The organism is Leclercia sp. G3L (assembly GCF_021117075.1).
In the GTDB taxonomy this organism is placed as follows: Bacteria; Pseudomonadota; Gammaproteobacteria; order Enterobacterales; family Enterobacteriaceae; genus Enterobacter; species Enterobacter adecarboxylatus_C.
The window spans coordinates 530,970-552,363 of sequence record NZ_CP088265.1 but is presented as its reverse complement, the minus strand read 5'-3'; the positions used below and the strand labels follow the sequence as shown (position 1 = coordinate 552,363).

The following is a 21,394-nucleotide window of genomic DNA, read 5'->3' as shown; positions in this document are numbered from 1 at the left end:
AAGGTCAATACAAATAAGTTATCCCTTCAATTTTTTTATTTTTGTTGCCAACCAGGAAGAACTTGGAGCCGGATTGTCTAGAGGCAATGCTGCAATTTTTTCAACCAGAAAATGCATTTCAGCCTTTACTTTCGGCATCAGTGTGGCAGCCAATAAGCAGGTTTCATCATTACGGTCATGAGCCATAAAATAGGCCTTATGCTTGACCCGATTAGCTGTTGCAGCACTACCTCTGAGATGTTTGCCCAGCAGAAACTCTTCAAGCGATTTAACAACATAGTGATTGACACGCACCCCGTCCCAAATCACTTCTGCACTGACCCCTTTTCCGTGTTTAGCATGCAAAATTAAATCATCACCACGAGCATCAACATAACGACCGTAACGCAACTCGGCGAAATGAGGATTGTGGAAACGGGCAGCACGGTGTGGTCTAACAATACTCTTGAAGTTGTGGTGGACATTAAACGCTTGTGGTGCCCGCTTGGTAAAGCGTTCCGTGACCAAACCTTCTTCGGCAAACAACTCGCCATTGGAACCAAAATTAGCCCAGTTCAGCGCGACGGCACTAACACTCTCATCTTGGAATCGAGAATTGAAAAAATCGACCAAACCCAAATCCGGAGATAAAGGTAATAAAAATTCATCGGCGTCAATAAAAGCCAGTAATTCTACTTCTTTACCACAAGTGCGCAAAATTCGCTCATAAGCAGGCAGCTGGGGTTTTTCTTCCCCAATAGTTGGATGATCGAGTAGAGTGACAATACCCAATTTTGCCAAAGCAGCCAAGAGCGGGCGAGATTCATCAGTGCTTCCGTTATCGGCAATAATAAAGCCACTAACACCTACAACCCGATGAAAAGCGATCCACTCCAGTAATGAGTCAATTTCATTTTTGACAATAGCTGCAATAAATAATCTCAAAAAAAACTCTCTATTAAATAAACCGTATTACAACAAAAATGCGCACACCTGTTACCTAAAGATGAGCCACTTCTTTATTACACTAATTCAATCTGAGCCAAACAAATCTCTCGTATAAACTTTATTTGCCACATCAACTAAATCGCTGTCCATCCGATTACATAGGATCACATCACACAATGCCTTAAACTCTGTCAAATCACGAATAACACGAGAGTTAAAGAAGGCATCCTCTTGAATGGTCGGTTCGAAAACCACCACCTCAATTCCCTTCGCCTTAATCCGCTTCATAATGCCCTGAATGGCAGAAGAGCGGAAATTATCGGAGCCCGCCTTCATCACCAGGCGATGGATGCCTACGACTCTGGGTTTCCGGCGTAGCACACTGTCGGCAATAAAGTCTTTGCGAGTGGTATTGGCATCGACGATGGCGCGGATCAGGTTGTTGGGCACCTTGTTGTAGTTGGCCAGTAACTGCTTGGTATCTTTGGGCAGACAGTAACCGCCATAACCAAAGGAAGGGTTGTTGTAGTGGCTGCCGATACGCGGATCCAGGCCAATTCCTTCGATAATCTGGCGACTGTCCAGGCCATGAGACTGGGCATAGGTATCCAGCTCATTGAAATAGGCCACCCGCATCGCCAGATAAGTGTTGGCAAACAACTTGATGGCTTCCGCCTCGGTGCTGCCAGTCAGCAATACCGGAATGTCCTGCTTGATCGCCCCTTCTTGCAACAACTCGGCAAACCGTTTGGCCCGCTCGCTGCACTCACCCACCACAATACGGGAAGGGTGTAGGTTGTCATACAGCGCCTTGCCCTCGCGCAAGAACTCGGGGGAGAAGATCAGATTCTCGGTGCCCAAGTCACTGCGCATCCGCTCGGTAAAGCCCACGGGGATGGTCGACTTGATCACCATCACCGCATGGGGGTTAATGGCTATCACATCGCGGATCACCGCCTCGACTGTACCGGTATTGAAGTAGTTGGTCTCGGCATCATAATCGGTGGGGGTGGCAATAATCACAAACTCGGCCGCTTCATAGGCCTCGAACTTATCCAGTGTTGCTCTAAGATTCAGCGGCTTGTTGGCCAGATAATGCTCCAGCTCTTTATCAACGATGGGAGATTGACGGCGATTAATCAACTCAACTTTTTCTGGTACCACATCCAGCGCAATCACCTGATGGTGCTGGGCCAGCAATACCGCGTTGGAAAGACCGACGTAACCAGTACCGGAAATTGTTATTTTCATATTAATCCTATAAGGAAATTGTATAAACTAGGAGGATATCTCAGATATAAACTCTTTTAGATGATTATCAACCATCAACTCCCATGAAGATTCTCTTCGCGCCTTTTTACTACTACCATTAGTAACCTGATCACCGCCTGAGATAAAAAATGCGTTCCTATGACCAATAGCGCTCAATATAAAATCATCAAAAAGAAGGAAATCATTAGGATGGATAACTATTGTTGACGAACCTCGCTTTTGAAAAGCGGCTAAATATAGTCCACTGCCTGTAGTTCCTATCAAAATCTTGGACGACGCAGCTAACTGAACCTGCTCAGCGACACTTAAGCTTTCAGGAATAATTATTTCATAACCTTCCGAAGATAGTAGCGATTCAATGCAACTCTCATTTGACAACCTCCTTGCCAATTGGTTACGCCTAGATAAATAAACTTTTCTTGTTGGTTTTACATCTAATCGATTACAGTAAAAATCTCTAATTGTGTCAAATACGCATTGAAATTCTGAACTAGCTGATATATGGGTTCGATAGGACTCTAAAGGCATAATTAGATTTTTTACTAGCATGCCTTTCTTCATAAAAATGAGATTACGTTCATTTATTCCGAAAGCATTTAAAAGCTCCCATCCCCAAGTGGGAATATGATTATCATAACAGATAAACTTTAATTTTTCTCTCAGCTCATTAGGTAAACGAAGTAAAAACCAAAGCCTTGATATGCCATCAAGTAAAAAATGTCCCCAGTGTGGCAATAAATTACCTAAAAAATAACATAAGCCTTCAACTGTATCCTCATGGAGAGTTACCACATCTCGCTTAAATATTTCGCCATCTTTTTCGTAAAAATAATCTGACGAAAGAGATAGATGCGAATCTTGGGTTGAGAATGTGGGTTCGATTATACTGCCATCTTTGAGAAACACCCCAGCACCACCACTAAATAAACCGATTCTACGCCCATTTATTTTGGTTGTTGATGGAAGATACTGTGGTTGTTTATAACCTCCTGGAGTTAAAAACATATCCTTTCCGAAATAGCAAATTAAATCCATTGGTTGGTTATATTTTAGGTCTGTCCAGTTTTCTGGTTTAACATTTTCTGCACGCAAGCGCAGTGACGAGGAATTTAGGCTACTTCTTTGATCTTTTTTATTGGGATAAAAGATGGTTGAAATTGGTTGTGTCGGACTATCTATGCAACAAGAAAAATAAAAAAGAGGTGGTGTATTATCACTCTCAAAAGAAGTGATCTTTGTTATGAAGTCAGCCATCTTCAATCTTAATACATTTTCTCTTTTAATATATTTCATCGTCCCTCCAAATTATTCTAAATTGTTTTTTATAACACTAACCAGAGTGTCTGAACTACCAATACAATGCATCTCAATCAAATCCGATTTAGCTTTCTTTAATATTTTATCTCTACTTTCAATACTTATTATCAACTGCCTTAAAGATTCATACCATTGTTCTACTGTATTATCCACTACGATAGCATTCTCATAATTACGGTATATACCACTATCACTTTCAATATTTGACACCACAACAGATAGACTCAGTGCTGTATACTCAATAAATTTAAGGTGACTTTTACCTTTACTAAAACCACTATTAATTAGTGGGATAATACCTATATCCCAATGCACTCTTCTTTGTAACCAATCTACAAAATTTGGGTAGTCATCTTTTTTGGGTAATCCAACCCGTTTTCCAAAAAGTGGCTTCGTATTTTGGAAACCACCAATGACCTCAATCTCAACTTTCTCACCAAACTCTTGCTCAATTTTTTTCATTGCATCAGCAATCATCTCAAGGTTAGCAAGATCGGTAGGATTCCCAACATAACCAATTCTGATAGGATCCCCATCTTTCCGTTGATAAATCCCTTTACCGGTGAGTTTTGGTTTACCGATACGCCATAACTCTTCGTCTAGCAAATTAGGAACCAGATACACTTTCGAGTTATATGCAGAAAAAATTTTCATCAATTCAGAGGTAGAAACCATCACAACATCGGCATTACTGGCCAACCAACGGACCTTCTGTACAAGTAACTCAGTATTGTCTTTAAATCCTCTCTGGATTAATCCTTCAACATCAAGCAGATCATCATCAATTTCATAAATAAACCGGCCTCCAGCAGCACGCCACTTTACTAACCATGATTCGAGTTCGGCTACAGTTAATGAACCTGCATGACGCTGAATCACAATAGAATGTGCCGAGCCAGGCTCAGGCAACGTATGATCTTTTAGTTCTATCACACGCCAATAACGCTGTACACTTGGGTGAGTATATGGCAATACAACTCGCACATACCCACCTTCTGTTGGCAAATCATCACCACGCCGTTCTGGCATCAACATCAGCACAGGTTTATCTTTTTTGGGATATTTATCTCTATGTTTAGCTAACTCTTTACTAAATAGACATATCTCAGATATTGCAGCTTGATGTACCGAGAAACTAGCTGCCGTCAATAACGCAGCGGATTGCATGCTCCTAATCTTATCAAGATCTAGCAATAACTCATTCATTCTATTAAAGCAAACATCCTCATCGAAAGTATCGACAACAATCGCATTAATATTGTCTCGAGCATACTCGTCTCCCCCACCATGTATTGGCAACATAGCTGTCGCACCACATGCCATCGCTTCGAGTGACGTACGCCCAAACGCCTGATAATCAGAAAGATCAACAAAGATATCACTTTGCGAGAGCAGTGAAGCCACTTCTGGCCTTTTTAATATTCCACGATTTTCAAACTCGAAATCACATTGCAAGGATTTAAAACGCTCATCATTACTTTCACATCCAAAAAGATGAAAGATAATTTTATCTTTATGTATCTTCGCTAATCGAGAAAATAACCTCATAGTCCTCTCAGCACCACGCCGCGGAGTCTGTGGCCTTATCATTGCTGATATATGAATGAAGTTATCATCTACTTTTTTAGTTGGTTTATATGTAGAATGATCAATACTTGGTGAAACCTTAAAAACTTTCACACTGTGCTCTTGCTTTATTTTATCAGCAATCCAATGGGTTTTTGCAAAAACAAGGGAGTTAGGAATCAAGGTATATGATTCACGAGCAACATGCCAATTATCACTTTCCTCAGGGAAAAACATTGGTTCATAATCTTGTGCATAATAAGCCGGCAAGATATGTGGATTTACATCAATTATTTTCTTAAGCAAAGACACAGATGTGAATATGGTTGCCACTACTACATCAAATTTTTCACTAATGTGAATCAAATTATCATTTTCAAATCCAATAAAAATCCCATTCACATCATCAATATCTTGGTAGAGGTCACGCAAGTGTGTAAGATCTACTTTCCTTACAGCAATATTAGCATCCATACCTAATCTGCGCATTTCCGTGACTTCTTGAACCACGGAATGAGCACCACCACTTCCCCCTTTCACCGGCAGGAGAAAGAGAATTTTCATTGACATGATATTTTGTGGTCTTGTCTGGCAGTAGGTATGGCTGTGCTCTAAAGCAGATGTAATGTTCGAGCGAACTCTATCGAGTTGAGTAGTATTTTTTACCTTTTCAACAAGGGATGCAAACTTTTCATGACCATGTTTTTTCTTTAAATTATCAGAGCCTTGCTTAGATAGCTTCGCTCGACGACTATGGCCAAAACTTTTTGATTTAGCATGATATACATATGTATCATCAGCAATTGCAAGCTCATAACCAGCATCAGCAGCACGAATACAAAAATCATTTTCCTCCCCATACCCGATAGGAAAGTTCTCTTCATCCATGATTCCTATTTTGTCAATGACTTCTCTTTTTATCATAAAGCAGAAGCCATTAACAAATGGTAATTTTGGATAACATCTTTCAGATACCTTGGCCACTAAGGCAGCCATTTCATCAGGCTTCAAGTTATTGGGTATGTCGTTGACTGCAAAATTCCTATTTTCATCATATAAATTCGGAACGTTTTGCCAACTGGCGGCATTAGACAAGGGGCCAACAATACCTATTTTATCCGAAGAATTAATACAGCGAACCAGACCACGTAGCCATCCATGAGTAGCTATCGTATCACTATTTTGAGTAATGATATAAGGAGCATCAGACACTCGCAGGCCGGTATTAACTGCCTGAGTGTAACCTCGGTTTACCGAATGTTCATGCAGCTCAAAAATACTATCCCCATGACAATATTTTCTAAGCCAATTTGTAGTCTCTTCATCAGAGCCATCATTAACAACAATGATTCTTACGGCATACCCATCTCGCTTCTCTTTTAAGGAGTGAAGGCAATTTTTAACATCATCTAATGCATTATATACAGGAACAATAATATCTATTCGGATAGCACAGTCGCGCTCTGTTATAATTGTAGATACGGGGGGGCGCCCTTCTTTCATTCCGTATTTAATATAGTGAATCAGAGGGTTAATACCTGCTTTTTTTACATCCTGATTTTGTTTTAAATAATAATCAGCATCGAATTTTGGACCTGGATTCCGTCCAATATGAATACCATATTTAACGAAGTGATCTCGTGAGGAGAGCCCAGTGGCAGCAACATCTGGATACTCATTCATATACCATTCATCATTGAATAAGCCAGATTTATCAATTAAATCTATAACATCACTTTCTAACATATTGCACCCATGCAAATTATTTTAAATCTATTGTTTTAACAACAGTTCTTTCTTCTATTACACCATAACGAATATAATGTTCAAGAGGGTTTATGCCCCTTTCTTTAACATCTGGGTATAATTCTAGGTAGCCTTGACTGGAGAAATTTGTTGATGGGTCTCGTCTTTCGAACCCTCCGAATAGCAAATAGTGACGAGCAGGATCGATTTTTGAATCCCTAACATCTGGGTTTTGCTCTAAATACCATTGCGCATCAAAAAGGTTAGATCTTTTAATCAGATTAATTGTTTCTTCAATTTTTTTGATTTTTTTATCTTTTTTCAGCTTCGTGGGGTGACGCAATGCACGTATAGGTGCAGTTGCCCTCCATGAAATACTATTTTTAATTTCAATGTTTTTTTCATTTGCTGCCGCAAGTTGTTCACGTAAATTTATTGCTTCTCTTTTCGAGGCTTCTAGCATACTGGTGATAGCTGCGAGCTCAGAGTATCGGTTATTAATTGATTGCTTATTCGCTTCTATCTCAGCCACCAGGAAGGAGCATTTATTATTTACTTTCTCATTCTTTTCTTTTTGAATGTTAATTTCGTTTTTCAGATTAGCTATCTCTTGCTTCTGCAGATTAATCTCTTCTAAATGCCCATCGATCTTACTATTGTTTTCCTTTATTTTATTTTCGAGAATAGCATTTTTATTATTGAACAAATCTTTAGCTTTTTCATACTGTCCCTGAAGTATCTCATATTTTTTTTGCACATCAGAAACTCTGCAATCCCTTTCTTTTAATTGCTGTATAACTGTTATTAACTCGGCAGAGTTCGCATCCATCATAGAGGTAATGGTTGTATTTTTTTGTTTTTCTGCGCTTATGGCCACATGAGCATTTTCTAACATAGCGGTTAATTTTGCCAATTCATCAACACGTTGAGATATTTTATTTTTGAGTGCTATATTTTCATTATGAAGCTGACGTGTTGACGATAGAAAATTTAGCCAATATTCTAAAATTTCTTTATGTTTAGCTGCGAATTTTTTTCTTCTGACTTGTTTGATGTCATTGGGCAAAAAGGATAACCTTTCTAATTTTTTTATTATATTCCAATATGATTCACCCCATACACTTATTAGACTAAGAAAATGTTTATCGATGTCACTATTTTTATTTTCAGGAAATAATGATTCACTTCCAGCACCTGCTGGATCTAGTATCTTTTTTAATGCATCAGATATTGAAACGTTTTCTTGATTAAATACAAAAATAGCCTTTTTTTCTTTTTTAATCAAGTCTATGATGACCTGTTGCTGGATACACCACTCATCCATTACTTCGAAACTCAACAAACAATTTCTTTCTTCATTGTGCCAAGGATATTGATATTGCCAAATGACAATGTCATTTGGGCTATCATTATTTAATTTAGACAACCAATCCTCATATGGAATGTATTGTATTCTATGATTGTCATATTTTTCTATGTTGGGTGCTATTCCACCTGATACATATATATTCACAAATATTCCTCAAAATAATTCATATGAAAATATAACATCTCTATGTCGATACACAGTTCCTATTTATCGATATACAAGAGATGTGGGGTCTCGATAGATGTGTCCAAAGTTTTGTTTAGTCCTGATGCTCACGCAAAGTCGCAAGGCCCATCACGACCAAGCCATAAAACAGGCAAAGGAGAACGCCGACTGTGGCCAAGTTATAGAGACGGCGTGGATATTCAGCCTTATCCGCCAACGTGGGTTGGCTGATAACTAAAAGATGTTTAATTTTACGATAGGCCTCCACCCGAGCTTGCTCCAAACTAATCAAGCTGGTTTTATAAAAATCGGCGGCCAAGGAGGCACGGGCTTGAACCTCTTGATAACTGGCCGTGATTTCGTTCATGGCATCCTTATCGACTCCGGTTAATTTCCCCTGCTCCTGCTGGAGCTGCTTATTCAGTGCATTAACGCTGGTTTCTACGGCGACCACTTGTGGTGCTGTCGATTTCATATACACGGAAAAATCATGAACATTCCCGTAAATAAAGGCTTCCCAGAACCTTCAAAAGGTACTCCGGATCCATCGCGCACATCGCTCTTTTGTGTTTAATACTCGCTTTTAGTGTCGTTTCACTTTTTAGCATGTTTAAACACATCTGTCTGATCCTTGCGAAATTCTCTGCTCGTTCTTCCGCTCGTTTACGGCAAGCATCTTCACCAAATGCAGTATCCAACATCCAATGCATCGACTCGACTAACCAGTGCGAGCGTGAAGCATTTAACAATTCTTTAGCACTGAGCGCTTTCGAACTAATATAATATCGCACCGTTACTTCTGACTCTTGGGCCACTGCTGATTCTTGTCTAATCGATACCACAATTCCCATCGTTTTTAGCCCTGGCCAATCAAACTCAAGATCGCCCAAAACACTTAAATCTTCATTCACTAAAGCCAGTCGTGTTTCCTGTCTGCCTCGCGATTTTTCTTGGGTACTGTAAGAATCACCATCATGTTTTTGCAGCATGCTCATATCAAAATAGTTATCAAAAGCTTGCTCAAGTCGGCCTTGATTTCCTTTCACGGCCAGCAAGTAATCAGCGTTTTTCAAGGATCTTTTGCGCGATTTTCTTTTGGCATCCCATCGCATCAATTGTGACTAAACAACCCGATATATCAAGCAGTTGAAGCAACTCAGGGATAGCGGTTATCTCATTGGACTTCTCGTAAACTTTATGTTGTCCAAGGCACACGCCATTCTCTGTCGCAAACGCATTAACCATATGGATAGCACCAAGCCCACGGGAATCATCATAAGAGCCACGCACGGTTTTACCGTCTATGGCGATCACTTCACCGTCCGTCAGTTCACAGCAGGATTTCATCCATTCGATAAAACACTTTTTGTAAGCGTGTCGCGCTAATCATTCCCATCACTCTTGCAATGGTAATGGCAGAGGGAACACCATGACTAAAATCACCAAAGCGTTTGAGAAAAATCTAACCATCTAGTGCCGTAAAGATGGATAGCTTTCCAGTCATCTTGACCGGAAAGCACCGCGCAAATTGTTAACAAAATGATATCAGTTAACTTGTGCTCGACTTTACCTTGTTGGCGATAATCTGGGATGGCATCGAAATGCATAAATGGGTGCTGGTTACTCATCGTTGGACCTCCAATTTGTCTATGGAGGTATTAGAAAACACTGAAAATGATCTACAAATCGATCATCGGATAATTGATTGTTGTGTGATAGCGCTAACTCATAAAGTTCAAAATTTGAGAACCTGCTACACTACGAAGCCTGTAAATACGGGCATGTTCATGAATTTTCCCTGTTGTATTTGCTAATTTTATGTAATTATTAATTTATAAAATCAGCTATAATTATCATGCAAGTTATAATCTCCTTATGCGTTGAATATCCTTTAATGGTTAAATGATTTCTGCTATATTATTTGCTTTGCTCTTTGAATCCTAATGTTGAAAAAAGGGTATGTGGTTTTATGATGATTTATCACCCCCCCCTTTTAATTTTTTCTAAAGTTTATATTACAAAATACTTTTATGTAGGGATGCGATGTAGAACTTAAAGGTTGTTCGACATAATCAGTCCTGATGCTCACGCAGAGTCGCAATACCCATCACAATCAGACCATATAGCAAGCAGAGTAGAACCCCTGTGGTCAGAAGGTTGTAGAGACGACGTGGATACTCTGCGTCTTCTGCCAGCGTTGGCTGGCTGATAACCAGCAGGTGCTTAAGTTTGCGGTACGCCTCCACGCGAGCTTGTTCCAGGCTAATCAGTCCGGTTTTATACAGATCTGCCGCCAGGGTCGCTTGGGTTTGCACATCCATATAGCGAGCCGTCACTTCGTTCATCGCATCTTTATCAGCACCGGTAAGTCTGGATTGCTCCTGAGCCAGTTGCTGCGTTAAGGCATCAACCCTGGCCTGCACGGAAACAACAGCTGGGGCGGTTTCTTTCATATAGCTTTGCAGCTGTTTTAACTGGGCCTGTTGTTGTGCCAGTTGAGCTTCAATCTGACTTACTACACCAAGACGTGCACTGCTGGTCGACTCCGGGCTGATAAGGTGATGGCTATTCTGGAAATCGAGGACTTTAGCTTTCTCAGTCTGCACACGCTGATAGGCGCGATCGACTTCTTTCTCGACGAAGGCCAGCTGTTCCAACGCTACCTGATGCCCCAGTTTATTAATAAATCGGTCAGATTCCTGGAGCATCAATGCAACAACGCGCTGCCCATAGGCAGGATCAAATGCCTGTAGCTCAATCGTCAGCACGCCAGATAACTCATCCAGATGTAATGACAGGTGCTGACGATAATATTTAATAAACTCTTCCCGACTGACATTATCAGGTAGGCGGGAAAAGTAATCGACTTTAGAACTTTGATAATGGGCTTTCAAACCCAGCTCTTTATCCAGTTTGTCGAGTAGATCGGGGGATTTAAGGTAATCCTGAATGATCAGTATGTCTTCATGATTACTGCCACCAATTCCCAGCATCGACAGAGCATCGGGCAACATTTTGATCTGGTCGGCCTGCTTAACTACCAGCTCTGCCCGGCTGACATAGCGATCCGAAACAATGACGCAGAAATAAAGCGCAGCAATAGCAAAACATACTACTACCCATAAAAAACTGCCGAGTTTAAGGCTCTTTTTCCATGAGCGGTGGGCAAGCTTGAAACCGCTGGAGTCAACAATGAAATGTTTGGGTTTGGTCTTTAATTTATTTAGCTTGCGCATCAAACCGGAGGATTTGTTAGAGCGGGTTGGCTGAATCATGATTTTTGGGCTTGTTATAGTTCCTGATAAATACGGATGGCATCTTCGATATCGTCGAACAACTCAAGGGTGCTGTTGCGCAGCAAAATACCCATATCGCATTGTTGGCGTAAGTTTTTCATATCGTGCGAGACCATGATCAAACTGGCGGTCTCGCGTTTTTGGTTAAAAACATCAATACATTTTTGTTTAAAGCGGGCGTCGCCCACTGACATAATTTCGTCGGTCAGGTAGATATCAAAGTCAAAGGCCATACTGACAGCAAAGGAAAATTTTGATCTCATTCCACTGGAGTAGCCTTTAATCGGCAGTTCAAAATGTTGACCAATTTCCGAGAACTCTTTTACCCACTCTTCGATAGCCAGCGTATCGCGAACGCCATGAATCCGGCAGACAAAACGTGTATTTTCACGCCCGGTCATGCTGCCCTGAAAACCTCCGTTTAGCGCCAGAGGCCAAGATACACGACAGTGACGTGTCAGTTTTCCCTTACTGGGCATATCCATCCCGCCCAGCAGACGCAACAGAGTAGATTTTCCTGCTCCGTTGACGCCTAAGATACCGATATTGCGGTCGCGGGGTAACGTGATGCTCACGTCACGCAGAACGTAGTTGCGACCAAATTTGGTGGGGTAATACTTCGAGACGTTTTCCAGAATGATCATGCTTATTCTACTTTAGCTGGCAATCAAGCGACGATGACTCAGGCGGTAACAGCTCATCGCGAACGTCAGCAGTACCAACGTTACAGCCGAAAAATACATCCCGCTTACATTCGGGCTGGCATAGCCGGAGATCCAGCTGCTTCGGATTAGCTCAACGGCATGAACCAACGGGTTCCACAAAAACCAGTGTTGATAATTTGAGGGTATGGTCGCGAGGGGGTACATCACGCAGGAGATAAACATCAAGGGCATCATCAGCAGGCTAAGGAACTTATCAGCTTCTTTAAATAAATTACCCAGTACACAAAAAATAATGCCCAGCGAAAACGAAAAGATCATTAACATGAAATAGATAAGAACGACCTCTAAAGGGTCGCTGGGGATGGCATCAAAACCAAACCACAGCAATCCTAGTACCAGTACGCAGCCCACAACCATGCCAATAACTGTTTCGAGGATAAAACGGGAAACAAAGGTCGCGAAGGGGGTAACTTGTCTGTAGCAAAACAAGCCCTTGTTCGCATTAACGGCAGATTGCAGTTTGCTGACCACATTCCTGAAGAAGAGGAAAGGCAGATAACTTGCAGTAATAAACAGTGGTGCCGGAGCTCCACCAAATCCGCTATGCCCGCGCATGCCAAAAATCAAACTAAAAGCACCAATCATCAACAGCGGATCCAGCAGCGCCCAGGCATACCCCAGCCGATAACTGCCAAATCTTGTTTTCAGTTCACGAATAAGCAGGCCAAACGTCACATCGCGCAGCACCTGGAACGAGCTGCGGGGCGTTTGATTGAGAACAGGTTTAAGCATAAGAAGGCCGATGTAACAGAACGGGCCCGCGATGAAGCGAGCCCGCTTTGAGGGTTAATTCAGGACCACGTTGGCCGCCACGGCAACCTGATAGATGACCTGAGTGATGTCCTTGATGGACTGCATCATCTTGCTGTCCACTTTCGGCATGACCAGAATCTGATCGCCCGGCATCACATCACCGCCGTCTTTAAACTCCATCAGCCCGTTGGCATGGACCACGGCAATGCGACTGTCGTTCGCACGGTCGGTAAAGCCGCCTGCCCAGGCCACGTAGTCTTCCAGACTGGCGTTTTTGTTGTAGACCACCGCCTGCGGCATCATCACTTCGCCACCCACCTGAATCAGGTCGGTTTTGTTCGGGATCACAATCTGGTCGCCCTGTTCCAGCAGGATGTTGGCGATCACGCCCTTATCGGAAACCACCACTTTGCCCAGCGGCTGGATCTTGCGGGCTTTTTCCACGAAGCGCATCACCAGCTCGGCCTCTTTGGTACGGATGGAGGCTTCACCGTCGGAGCTGGCTGGCGCGGTAAACACGCTGCGCTCCAGGCGGTTGAGGGAATCTTCCAGCATCTCTTTCTGCCGCGCGGCCACGCTCTTACGCATGATGTAGATCGAGCCGTAATCCCCCATGTTCGGGTCAATCGGGATGTGGTTCAGCAGATCGTGCAGACGGGTCTCTTTACGCACGGTGAAATAAGACGGTCCACGGTAGCTGCCCATCACCTGCACGTCGTACACCTGCGCATGCATGTCGTCGTTGAACAGCACTTTGTCGCCGTCGCTCAGCTGAATGCGGTCGAAATCTTTATACGGCATATAGACCGAGAACGGACCGTTGGAGCGATCGCCAATCACGCCCACGTGGCTCACCTTGGCGAGCGGCAGGGCGTAGTCGATCAGTTCAGAGCCCAGCGCGGTGCTGTTCTTCAGCTCGAAGCGGAACGGGTTACGCACTTTACCCGCCACGTTGATCATCGGCCCCTGCGGTTCAACCAGGATCACGTCCTGATCTTTCAGCGACAGCTTCGGCATTCTGCCCTGCTGCATAAACTCGTACAGGTCGATCTGCTGGATGACGCGGTTCTGGCGCAATACTTTAATGTGACGATAGCTTCCGCGGTCGGAGTCGATCCCTCCGGCGCGTTTCAGAAAATATAAAACGCTGTCGGATGACTGTCCGGCATATTGTCCAGGGCGGATCACCGGCCCGGTGACATATACGCTGACCGGCGTCGCGGTCAATAAATTAACGTAAACATTAACGTTATTGGTGAACACTTCGCTGATATGACTGGTGACTAAGTTATTAACCTTACTCGCCGCAACGTTTTTCACATTAATCGGCCCGACATCAGGAATGAAAATATTGCCCTGATTATCAACGGTCACGACGTTGGAGAAATTCACAGCGCCCCAGATCCAGATGTTCAGCTTATCCCCGGGAGCGATAAGGTAATTATCGTTTAAGCCGTCGCTGCGCTCGGTTTCATAGCCACCGGCAAACAGGTTGGCGCCGTAAGGAGGGGGCAGGCCAGACTCAGACTGCGGGAGCAATTTACGCACGTCGGACTCGCCCGGCAGTAACATGCCCTGGCGGTTTTGCTGCGCGAAAGTCCCGGTGGTAGAGGAGGTATTCGCCTGGCCGCTCATTGCCTGCTCGCCGCCAAGCTGCAGTCGGCCATCGCCGTTATCTGCCGGAGTGTTCATGCCAAAAGCCTGGGCATCTTGCTGGTTGGGGGCGGCGAAAGAGGCGCAGGAGAAGCAGGCCAGCAACAGAACGGTACTCAATTGCCGTAAATTCGTTATCTTCACAACATTTCTCTTCAAAATTATTGCACGGCAAGCAGGTTACTGGCGGAAGCCTGTTCCAGCTGCGGTACCAGATACCAGGTTTCACCGCTCTTGCAGGTCACACCGCGCTGGGACTGGTTGTAGTTGCGGTTACGCAGCAGTTCAATGCATTCCAGCCCAAGGGCAGAGACATAGCGTTGGCCTAAAGTGTATGTACTGCCATTGGCGCTGAGCGCGGCGCCCTGCGGCAGTGTGTTCAGAGGTTGTTGCAGGTTGGCTGCCATAGCCTGGAGGTCGGTAGAAGCAGTCTGATTCACAAGCGGTCGGGATGCTTCAACCTGCTTCGGGGAATATGCACAGCCACTCAGCATGAGGGCGAGCGAAATCACCAGAAGGCGAGTTGCGTTCTTCATAAGATCAATATTTTCCAACAATTCTAAAACTGGAATGTGATATAAAACTTTGATGGTATTCAGCTGATTTTAATAGCAATCCAGCTGAGAAATCTTGCAGGCGCAGGAGAAGCAAAAACGCAGGCGTTAAGTAAGAAAATCCAAAAAAAAGGGTAGGCTACCGCACGGAAATGTACCATTCCGGCTAAAAAATGAGCAACTTTAATTGTAATGACGCAGGGGTACTATTCAGCCAACAACTAATTTGACTTTTATTATTCACTAAAATGTTTGTGTGCCGAAGATTACATAATTAGGAGTAATCTGTCATTTGAAATTCATTCAAATTGGACATCAAACACGTAAAAATAGCAAAAGCCTATTAACTCTGGGGGGGCGAGAAAATTCTTATTGGACTATGGGAATTAATGTAAGTGATTATTTCTAAGGTAAACTAAATCGTCTAAAAAATAGCCAGCCGCGAGTGCAACTGGCTGGGGGGAGGGAATTAAACGGTTACTTCTTGCTCAAACAACACCGGATGAAATCTGCGTTTAAAGTAAATCAGCCCGTGTCCGTCCTCACTTAAGTGGATATTTTTGATTGCCACCAGGTAGACTAGGTGGGTGCCGATGGTCTGTACCTGGCTAATCTCACCTTCCAGGCTTGCCAGCGCCCCGTCTAACACCGGCTGGGACAGCACCCCTTTTTGCCAGCAGGAGAGAGTGAACCGCTCCTCCATCGCCATGCCGGTCATCCCGGCAAAATGCCGCGCCATCAGCTCCTGTTCGTGGTTAAGCACGTTAATGCACAGCTTGCCGTTACCCTGGAAAACGGGGTTCATGGCGCTGTTGGCATTCAGGCACACCATTACCGACGGCGGGGTATCCGTTACCGAGCAGACTGCGGTGGCGGTGATGCCGCAGCGTCCGGCTTCACCGTCGGTGGTAATGACATTGACCGCCGCAGAGAGGCTGGCCATAGCATCGCGAAAACGCAGGCGTTGTTCATCATGTTGCATAGTGACCTCCCGCTGCCTTATTTCAGCAGCTTGTCCAGTAGGTTGATATCGGTGTTGTTGTGCAGGTGCGGAACCGTCCAGCCGTTCTGGTCGTACTCAGACAGGCAGCGGTCGACCATCGCCATCATCTTGTCCATATTGCCGGAGGTCTGCGCCTGGCGCAGACACTGCAGGCGGATTTCGTCCTGGCTGCCGGAGTAGTTGATCTCATACAGCTCGTGGCGGCCGCCGAACTCGCTGCCGATGGCATCCCACATCAGTTTCAGGATCTTGATGCGCTCCACGTGGTCCATGCCGTTGGAGCCGCGCACGTATTTCGCCAGGTATTTATCGATCTGCGGGTTGTTGAGATCTCGGGCGCTGGACGGCAGGTAGATCAGGCCGCTGGTGACGTTGCGCTCGATGATATTTTTGATCTTCGCGTAGGCCATCGGCGCCATGACGCGGTAGGTTTGCAGCGCCGCGTGATCCGGCAGGTATGCGCCGTTCACCCACGGGGTCGCTTCCGAGCACATGGAGTCGCTCAGCGCCCAGAACATATTGCGCCAGGCCACCACTTCACCCAGATCGGCCTGTACGCCGCGGAACTCGGCCGTACCGGTGCACTCCAGCGATTTTTTCAGCAGGGCGGTGATGAAGTCGAGCTTCACCGCCAGACGTACGCAGGCCTGGAGTGGGTACATTCGCGCGAATCCGCCCTCCATGGTCCAGCGGCGGCAGCGGTCGAAATCGCGGTATATCAGCACGTTCTCCCACGGGATCAGCACGTTATCCATCACCAGGATCGCATCGTTCTCGTCGAAGCGGCTGGTGAGCGGGTAGTCGTAAGGGGAGCCGGTCGCGCCGGCCACCAGCTCGTAGGAGGCGCGGGAGATCAGCTTCATGCCTTCGGCATCCATCGGGGCAACAAACATCAGGGCGAAGTCCGGGTTGTCGCCCATCACCTGCGCCGAGCCAAAGCCAATCATGTTGTAGTGGGTCAGCGCCGAGTTGGTAGCGACCACTTTCGCGCCGCTGACGATGATCCCGGCGTCGGTCTCTTTTTCCAGTTTGATATAGACATCTTTCACTTCGTCGGCCGGCTTGTGGCGATCGATCGGCGGGTTGACGATAGCGTGGTTAAAGTACAGGCCGGTTTCCTGAATGCGGGTATACCAGTTGCGGGCGTTCTGCTCGAACTGACCATAAAAAGCCGGGTTAGCGCCCAGCGCACAGCCAAAGGCCGCTTTGTAGTCCGGGGTGCGTCCCATCCAGCCGTAGCTCAAACGTGACCACTCGGCGATGGCATCGCGCTGCTGACGCAGGTCGTTGGCACTTTTCGCCACGCGGAAGAACTTATGGGTGTAACCGCCGCTGCCGGTATCGGTGTTCCAGCACAGCGTGTCCTGCATGTCGGGTTTGTGCAGCGCATCGTACAGCTGCGCGACCGAGGCCGCCGCATTGCGAAACGCCGGATGGGTGGTCACATCTTTTACGCGTTCGCCGTAGATGTAGATCTCCCGGCCATCCTGCAGGCTCTTCAGGTACTCTTCGCCGGTTAACGGGCGGGTAGTGCTAGCGCGGAAATCTTCAGGTTTCATGGCGACCTCTTCAGTATTTATCGGATATTAAATGTTAAATTTATGTGTTGTTTTTGTTGTTTAATTGAAGCGTGAGAGAGGCGGGACGTGAAGGGACGATTGGGTCAACGGCGGGTACTTTTCAGGCGGGTACGGGTTTTGTGATCGGGGTGGATTTTACCGGAGATACCGGTCTGAATTTTTATCATTTATTCCTTTGAGAGATGGTTAGCACGAAGAGAAATTCGCGGCCAGGAGGCTAAGGGGAAGGATTATGTCGCTGCGGTGGTAGTTCCGTTTTAGTTAATCACTACAAAAAAGCTCCCAGAAATGGCAGGCGCGATAGGCAAGGAGGAAAAAGAGAGAAAGACGCTGAGGTAAAAGTCAGAAAAGGGGCTTGAAACATTTAACTAATTATTAATCCAGTCGCTCGCGTGGCATTCAGGACGTCGGTGATCGTCATTAACAGAGCTTGTTCCTGCCTGGTGAATCCACTGAAATCATTGCCAACCTGTTCTTAGCGTTCAGTCATGCAATACATCGCATCATTAAGAATCATTTCTGCCTCAATAGTCTGAAGCCTGAGGATAAATAGCGATATAAACGTAGCCGTAACCGGCTTAAGTCTCCGCTATGCAGGTCAGCCCGGGAAAATGACTCGCCACCTGATGCTGTTGGCGTGGATTTAACTCACCGGAAAACAGCATTGCTTCCAGCTTTTCTATGAACAGCGGAAAAGTCAGGCCAAGTTTTTGAAGTGCTACGGGTTAAAACTTCCCGTTAAACCAGCCCTGTCATCCAGGTTATGCAGCCAGTTTCCTTACTGAACCAGTCTTACCCCAAAGTGCGGGATGGGAGCACTTTGCAGCCTCCCATTCCTCAAAGATTGAAAACGACGTAATTACCCCTCCATTTATAAGCTGGTATGCTTATAACCAGCCTTGTTCGGCAAAAGACACAACTTCACTCCCCACGACGATGTGATCTAGTACCCGTATATCCACCAGAGCAAGCGCCTTTACTAACCGCTGAGTGATATGCCGGTCAGCCAGGCTAATGTCGGCCGTTCCCGAAGGATGATTGTGCGCCAGAATGACTGCCGCCGCATTATGGCGCAGAGCTGCTTTAACGACTTCTCGGGGATGCACTTCGGTGTGACTGAGTGTGCCCGCAAAAAGCGTTTCCTGCTCAAGCAAGCAATGTTGGTTATCGAGATACATCACGATAAAAACTTCCCGCTCCTGGCTGACCATTTTTAATTGCAGCCAGGCTTTAGTCATGCTGGCGGAAGTAAATGACTGCCCCGGTTGGCGCCGGTATTTCTCCAGCAGACGCAGCGCGCGATGGATAAGGCGTTGTTCATTGATCGATAGATTCGACACGAAAGTCAGTTGAGACACAGCAGCTCCTTTAATTAAAAAAATCGCTGTTGCGTGCAACAGCGGCCTGTACAAGGAAAGAAAGAATCATGAGATGTGGTCGTAAAGCTGTTAGTCAACACGGCTCTGGAAAGCTGCATCTCAGCGTGCATACTGGCCAGACAGATCAATATTCTGCTGATTTAACAGGCTTTGGTAGATGTAGACGCGTAAGCCCAGGTTCGCTGCATCACTGCAATCATTAATGAGACTATATGGAATATTATCACCGTCATTTCCGACGTGACCGGCAACAGGTATTAATAATGATCCTCTAACCGGAATAACGCCCGATAATACGTGCAATGAAGCGGTTTAATCTTTCATATCCTTAATTTCAGGATTAAATGTGTTAAGTAGCAGGATAGCGATAAATTGCCGTGTTGAAGTCACAACAACGCTAATAATGTGCAGAAGGTAGTCTACCCAAAACGCCAGGTTAATGCCGCTTGTGCTAACGCCTGCATGGAGGGTGGAGGTAACAACAGGGTTTCCATGGCATCGCGTTTCTCCTCCACACGGTCAAAGATGCCCAGCACTTCGTACGCCCCCTCAATGACTTTCTCCACCACGTTGCCTTTGTGAGGCACGCGCACCTCGCCAAAACTCTCTCCGCAAATCAAACCATTCTGACAAACTGATCTGAATAAACCCGGCAACATCTGATAGGAGCTGGAGCCATCATGGCTGTTCAGCAAAATGATCTCCGGAACTTGTTTACCGGTAACATGTCCTTCACGACGCAGGCGAAGCATATGTTTGGTATGTTCACGTTTATCCGGATTCCGGACACGGGTCTGGCAGGCAAAGAAGGGCTGGAACCCTTCATTCTTCAGATTATCCAGCAGTGTGAAAGTGGGAATGTACGTATAACGCGCGCTGCGGGATTCATGTTTTCTTCGCTGAATACACTCGGTACATAATGCATGAGTTCCTCATGGGTTAAAGGACGGTCACGACGAACGAGATTCACCGCACCAAAGCGGGATGCTAATTGGGTCATAATGGGCTCTCTGATAGTGGGCTCACGGCTTCTGCCTGTGGCAGAAGCCGTGAGGGAGTCAAAAGAAGAAATTCCAGATGCTGCGGGCTGTGCTGACTAAGGTATCAATGACTTTGCGGACAACATGGGTGACCGCGCGGGGAAGCGGAAACTCATCAACGCACGCGCTCAGCGTTTCATCGAGCACATCACCGAAATCCTGACGGGCTTTTTTTAATACGGTTTCGTTACGGTAAAGCGGGTTAACCAGGGAACTGACCGCACTGCTGGAGCGGGCGGGAAGAGACTTAAACATTTTTTCTACCAGCGCCTGCATTTGCCAGCCAGTGTCCGCAGAGACTGTCACGATAGGGAGTGACGGGGCACGGAATAAGAGGCGAATAACGTCAGTTTTATCCTGCATGTGAACTAATTGAGCAGCTGAAGGCGTATTCAACGCACCATCCCATTCACGACAGGGTTCTGTTTTGTCTCCCTGCGAAACGATAACCAGAACCTTATCGCTATGTTGTGTGCCGGGTCGTAAGACATTATGCCAGAACTCCCCATCAACCGACAGCGCCCGGTCATCTGCCTTAATCAGCCATAGTATTAAATCCAGCTCAGGCAATACTGACTGATATAGTGCACGATATTCTTCATCATATTCCTGACTTTCTCCCACACCGGGCAAATCAATAAGCGTCACAATGCGGTTACCCGCCTTTAAGTGAAAACGCTGGGGTTCACGAGTACAGGCCCGGGAATGACCAACTGCTGATACCGGCTTCTGAAATAGGGCATTACACAGGCTGGATTTTCCCGCCCCCGTTTTGCCCATAATACCAATCACTGGCTGGTAATTAATGACACTGTCCAGACGCTGGATAATCCCCTGGGCTACAGTTGAGGGCAGGATTTCAAGGGGGGAGTGTAACAGCTTAAATGCAGACTTTTCGTCCATAGATATCACCTTTGTGAATAGCTAAAAGAAGAGGAATACTTACGTATCCCTCGCAGATTCACTGGAGTAATATATAGCTGAGAATTATTTAAAATTGTCCAAATTTACTTTTATGCCTTTCATATTCCTCAGCAATCAGGCGATTC

Annotated in this window: 16 protein-coding genes and 2 pseudogenes; all 18 read right to left on the bottom strand. The window is 45.4% G+C overall.

The annotated features are described in order from the left end of the window. Positions 1-18 precede the first annotated feature (18 nt). The 18 genes and pseudogenes from LRS40_RS04025 to LRS40_RS03940 all read right to left on the bottom strand — a co-directional run bounded on the left by LRS40_RS04025 (position 19) and on the right by LRS40_RS03940 (position 21,248). Entirely contained in the window at positions 19-924 is a 906-nt protein-coding gene (locus LRS40_RS04025) for a glycosyltransferase family 92 protein (RefSeq protein ID WP_231313143.1), read from the bottom strand. 87 nt (positions 925-1,011) lie between these two features. Then, a complete protein-coding gene (locus tag LRS40_RS04020; protein ID WP_231313142.1) occupies positions 1,012-2,178 on the bottom strand; it encodes a nucleotide sugar dehydrogenase in 1,167 nt (388 codons plus the stop codon). A 27-nt stretch (positions 2,179-2,205) separates the two neighbouring features. Continuing rightward, entirely contained in the window at positions 2,206-3,492 is a 1,287-nt protein-coding gene (locus LRS40_RS04015; protein ID WP_231313141.1) for a DUF563 domain-containing protein, read from the bottom strand. Positions 3,493-3,504: 12 nt separating this feature from the next. Then, the gene (locus LRS40_RS04010; protein ID WP_231313140.1) at positions 3,505-6,828 is read right to left on the bottom strand and encodes a glycosyltransferase; all 3,324 of its coding nucleotides are present in this window, start codon (positions 6,826-6,828) and stop codon (positions 3,505-3,507) included. A gap of 16 nt (positions 6,829-6,844) precedes the next feature. After that, positions 6,845-8,341, bottom strand: a complete 1,497-nt coding sequence (locus LRS40_RS04005; RefSeq protein ID WP_231313139.1) for a hypothetical protein — start codon at positions 8,339-8,341, stop codon at positions 6,845-6,847. Positions 8,342-8,456: 115 nt separating this feature from the next. Then, the gene (locus tag LRS40_RS04000) at positions 8,457-8,837 is read right to left on the bottom strand and encodes a hypothetical protein (RefSeq protein WP_231313138.1); all 381 of its coding nucleotides are present in this window, start codon (positions 8,835-8,837) and stop codon (positions 8,457-8,459) included. Positions 8,838-8,850: 13 nt separating this feature from the next. Then, positions 8,851-9,990, bottom strand: a pseudogene (locus LRS40_RS03995) (ISAs1 family transposase). Positions 9,991-10,434: 444 nt separating this feature from the next. After that, entirely contained in the window at positions 10,435-11,637 is a 1,203-nt protein-coding gene (locus tag LRS40_RS03990) for a sugar transporter (RefSeq protein ID WP_094337631.1), read from the bottom strand. A 14-nt stretch (positions 11,638-11,651) separates the two neighbouring features. Further along, positions 11,652-12,302, bottom strand: coding sequence for an ABC transporter ATP-binding protein (locus tag LRS40_RS03985; protein ID WP_231313137.1), 651 nt, complete (start codon positions 12,300-12,302; stop codon positions 11,652-11,654). A 12-nt stretch (positions 12,303-12,314) separates the two neighbouring features. Beyond that, positions 12,315-13,115, bottom strand: a complete 801-nt coding sequence (locus LRS40_RS03980) for an ABC transporter permease (protein WP_047721817.1) — start codon at positions 13,113-13,115, stop codon at positions 12,315-12,317. Between the two features lie 54 nt (positions 13,116-13,169). Further along, entirely contained in the window at positions 13,170-14,933 is a 1,764-nt protein-coding gene (locus tag LRS40_RS03975) for a polysaccharide biosynthesis/export family protein (protein WP_231313136.1), read from the bottom strand. A gap of 17 nt (positions 14,934-14,950) precedes the next feature. Continuing rightward, positions 14,951-15,325, bottom strand: coding sequence for a hypothetical protein (locus LRS40_RS03970; RefSeq protein ID WP_231313135.1), 375 nt, complete (start codon positions 15,323-15,325; stop codon positions 14,951-14,953). A gap of 487 nt (positions 15,326-15,812) precedes the next feature. Then, positions 15,813-16,325 carry a 4-hydroxyphenylacetate 3-monooxygenase reductase subunit gene (locus LRS40_RS03965; RefSeq protein ID WP_231313134.1) on the bottom strand — a complete coding sequence of 171 codons (513 nt, stop codon included), beginning with the start codon at positions 16,323-16,325 and terminating at the stop codon, positions 15,813-15,815. Positions 16,326-16,342: 17 nt separating this feature from the next. Further along, positions 16,343-17,905, bottom strand: coding sequence for a 4-hydroxyphenylacetate 3-monooxygenase, oxygenase component (gene hpaB / locus LRS40_RS03960; RefSeq protein ID WP_231313133.1), 1,563 nt, complete (start codon positions 17,903-17,905; stop codon positions 16,343-16,345). Positions 17,906-18,504: 599 nt separating this feature from the next. After that, the gene (locus LRS40_RS24745; RefSeq protein WP_370649954.1) at positions 18,505-18,591 is read right to left on the bottom strand and encodes a hypothetical protein; all 87 of its coding nucleotides are present in this window, start codon (positions 18,589-18,591) and stop codon (positions 18,505-18,507) included. A 222-nt stretch (positions 18,592-18,813) separates the two neighbouring features. After that, positions 18,814-19,284 carry a DNA repair protein RadC gene (gene radC, locus LRS40_RS03950; RefSeq protein WP_231313132.1) on the bottom strand — a complete coding sequence of 157 codons (471 nt, stop codon included), beginning with the start codon at positions 19,282-19,284 and terminating at the stop codon, positions 18,814-18,816. Positions 19,285-19,727: 443 nt separating this feature from the next. Further along, positions 19,728-20,305, bottom strand: a pseudogene (locus LRS40_RS03945) (DUF932 domain-containing protein); the annotation flags it as partial. A 58-nt stretch (positions 20,306-20,363) separates the two neighbouring features. Beyond that, positions 20,364-21,248 (bottom strand): GTPase family protein, encoded by an 885-nt coding sequence (locus tag LRS40_RS03940; protein ID WP_231313131.1) that lies wholly within the window; start codon positions 21,246-21,248, stop codon positions 20,364-20,366. Between the last annotated feature and the right edge of the window lie 146 nt (positions 21,249-21,394).